Here is a 2981-nt window from a genome sequence, read left to right as displayed (position 1 = left end):
TCTGGAGGTCGGTCAGGGGGGTGGTGAGGAGGACCTTGCCGAAGGGGTCCAGGGCCGTTCCCGCTTCTACGGCGCCGCCCACCGCGTCGTTGAACGGTTGCCGGGCGTAGTCCGAGCCCCCGTACAGGAGCCTTACCGCCCCGTCGCCGGGTTTGATCGCCACGACCGCCGTGTGCAGCGTGGTGCCCTTGTCATCCTTGTCATCCTTGCCGTTCTTGCTGGCCTTGAGGTTCTTCACCGCCTCGGTCGTGGCGTCCTGGAGGGCCAGGTCGAACGTGGTGTGCACGGTGTAGCCGCCGCGGGCCAACTGGTCCTCGGTGATGCCGAGTCGGTCGGCGGCCTCCTGCGCGGCCACGTCGATCATGTACTGCCGTTGCCCCTCGGTCGTGCCCGGCGGGTAGAAGCGGAAGGCCGGGAAGGTGGCGTCGGCGCGTTGCTTCGCGGTGATGGCGCCGCTTGTCGCCATCGCGTCGAGGACCCATGACCAGCGTGCCTTGAGCGTCGCGGTCACCTTCGGATCGGAGCCCGCCTTCTCGTAGTACGACGGGATGTTGACGATCGATGCCAGTGCGGCGCCCTGGGAGACGGTCAGGTTCCGGGTGTCCACGCCGAAGTAGTTGCGCGCGGCCGCCTGGATGCCGGCCGAACCCCGGCCGAAGTAGACCGTGTTGAGGTAGCCCGCCAGGATGTCGTCCTTGGATCGGGTGCGGTCGAGTTTGATCGCGATCAGGGCCTCGCGCGCCTTGCGGGACAGGGACTGTTCCGGGCTCAGCAGGGCGTTCTTCACGTACTGCTGGGTGATGGTGGAACCGCCCTGTCGTTCGCCGCCGGTCAGGGAGGCCAGTACCGCGCGCGCGATGGCTCGTGGCGAGACGCCGTCGTCCGTCCGGAATGAGCGGTTCTCGGCCGCGATCACCGCGTCCTGGACGTATCGCGGGACCTGTGACAGGGGTACCTCCTGGCGGTCTACCGGGCCGCGTCGGCCCAGGTAGGAGCCCTTGTCGTCCACGAAAACCGTGCTTTGGGTGACTGTCTCCGGGTGCGGCTCGGGGATGTCCGTCAGGCGGTACGCGACGACCGCCGCTGTGCAGAGTGACGCGATCAGGAGGACGGCGGCGATGAGCAGCCGGCGCAGCATGCGGCCCCGGGTGCGGCGGAGGCGCAGGCGGAGCGGGACGCGCCGCAGGTGGGCGCGGGCACGGGTGCGCATGCGGCGCTTCACTGGGCCGCCCCGCCCCGCGCGACGGCCTTGCCGGCCGCGTCGTACACCGTGACGGCCGGGCCGCCGTCGACGGAGCTCGACTTCAACTCCTCCGGCGTCAGCGGTGTGCGCGCGTACCAGACGCCCCAGCCGGGGCTGCCCGCGAGCGTGAGGACCGTACCGGTGATCCTGCGGTCTCCGACGGTGACTTCGACGCGTGCCGGGTCGGCGGACAGGCCTCGGTACAGGCCCGACAGGAAGTACGAGGTGCTGTTCAGCGGGTCGGGTTGTACGGAGACGGCTGGTTTCCCGCTCTCGGCGCTGACCTTCTTGCCGCTCCCGTACTTGTCCTTGTCCCGGTACTTGTTCCTGTAGGTGTCTGTGTCCTCGGCATTGGCGTCGGTCAGGCCGAGGAACTGGTTGGGCGCTTCCGGCGTCGACCAGTGCTTGCCGTCGGTGGTCAGCCAGACCTGTACGCCCGGTACGGCGTCCACCCGTTCGCCGGGTGCGACGATCCGTATCGGGCTCTGCGCCACGTCGGCCACCCCGCCGCCCGACCCGTCCGTGGAGCCGCCGCCCATGAACCGGTCCGCGCCGAACACGGCCCCCGGCACGAGCAACAGCCCGCAGGCGGCCGCCACCACGCCTCTACGGCGCCGTCGTAGCGCCCGGCCGTGCTGTTCGACGGCATCGAGCCGAACGTCCGACGGGACAAAGCCGGCAGCGGCCTCGGCGAAGAGCCGCCGGAGCCGCTCGGCATCACCTCCGCACACCGCCGGCCCCCGCCGAGCCCGGCTCCTGACCGCACCGGAAGACCAGCCGAGCAACTGGGCGATCTCCGCCTCGCGCAGGCCCTCCCAGTGCAGCAACACGAGCACGGCCCGTTGGGCCTTCGCGCGGCGTGCCCGCCCCCGCGCCCCGCGCAGACACTCCTTGACCAGGAACCGTCGTACATAGAAGTCCGCGTCGTCCCGAGGTATCCGGCGCCACCGCGCGCACACCCGCACCAGGGTTCTCCGCGCCAACTCGGTCGCCTCCCGGGGGTCGTTCGGGCCGCCCGGGGTGCCGGAGAGCAGGTGGGCGGTGGTGACCAGTTCGGGCAGGCGCGCGTGTGCGTACGCGGCGAAGTCGTCGGGGGAGTGCGGCACTTCGGGGGTCCTCCGGTACGGCTGTGGGGGAAGTGGATCCAGGGGCGCGTGTTTGTCGTCTTTCCTGTGGGGCGTGTGGTGAGGACGCGGCCATCGGGACCTGTACGCACGGCGAGGGCGGTCAGGTTGCACGGGAATTCCAAGACTCCGGTGAGGTCATGACCGAGGACGAGTTCGACGCCTTCTACGCGGCCACGTTTCCCCGTCTGACCGGCCAGCTCTCGGCGTTCACCGGAGACAGGGAGGAGGCGCAGGACGTGGTCCAGGAGGCGTTCGTACGGGCCTGGGACCGGCGCCGGGACTTCCTCGCGGACGAGGCGCCCGAGGCGTGGATCCGTACGGTCGCCATGCGGCTGGCGGTGAGCCGTTGGCGCCGGGCCAGGCGCTGGCTGGAGCTGGTGCGCCGTACTCCACCGCCCGGGGCGGTGCCGGGACCCGACCCTGATCACACGGCACTCGTCGCCGCGCTGCGCCAACTGCCCAAGGCCCAGCGGATGGTGATCGTCCTGCACCATCTGTGTGACGTGAGCGTCGAGCAGATAGCCTCCGACACGGGTGCGCCCGTGGGGACGGTCAAGGCCAGGTTGTACCGGGGGCGGGCGGCGCTGGCGAAGCATTTGACGGTTGACGAG

At 70.5% G+C, this 2981-nt stretch carries 3 protein-coding genes; 1 reads left to right on the top strand and 2 read right to left on the bottom strand.

From position 1 onward, the window contains the following. Together AC31A1_RS49310 and AC31A1_RS49305 are read right to left on the bottom strand one after the other, a co-directional pair. The coding region (locus AC31A1_RS49310) for a transglycosylase domain-containing protein (protein WP_489659579.1) at positions 1 to 1210 on the bottom strand (1210 nt) is incomplete at its 3' end. An 8-nt stretch (positions 1211 to 1218) separates the two neighbouring features. Beyond that, positions 1219 to 2349 carry a sigma factor-like helix-turn-helix DNA-binding protein gene (locus AC31A1_RS49305; RefSeq protein ID WP_489659578.1) on the bottom strand — a complete coding sequence of 377 codons (1131 nt, stop codon included), beginning with the start codon at positions 2347 to 2349 and terminating at the stop codon, positions 1219 to 1221. Positions 2350 to 2507: 158 nt separating this feature from the next. Between AC31A1_RS49305 and AC31A1_RS49300 the strand changes: the two genes are divergently transcribed. After that, on the top strand, positions 2508 to 2981 hold a 474-nt coding region (locus AC31A1_RS49300; protein WP_489659577.1), incomplete at its 3' end, for a SigE family RNA polymerase sigma factor.

This window comes from Streptomyces sp. P5F9 (genome assembly GCF_057961495.1).
This window is presented reverse-complemented; position numbering and strand designations above follow the sequence as displayed.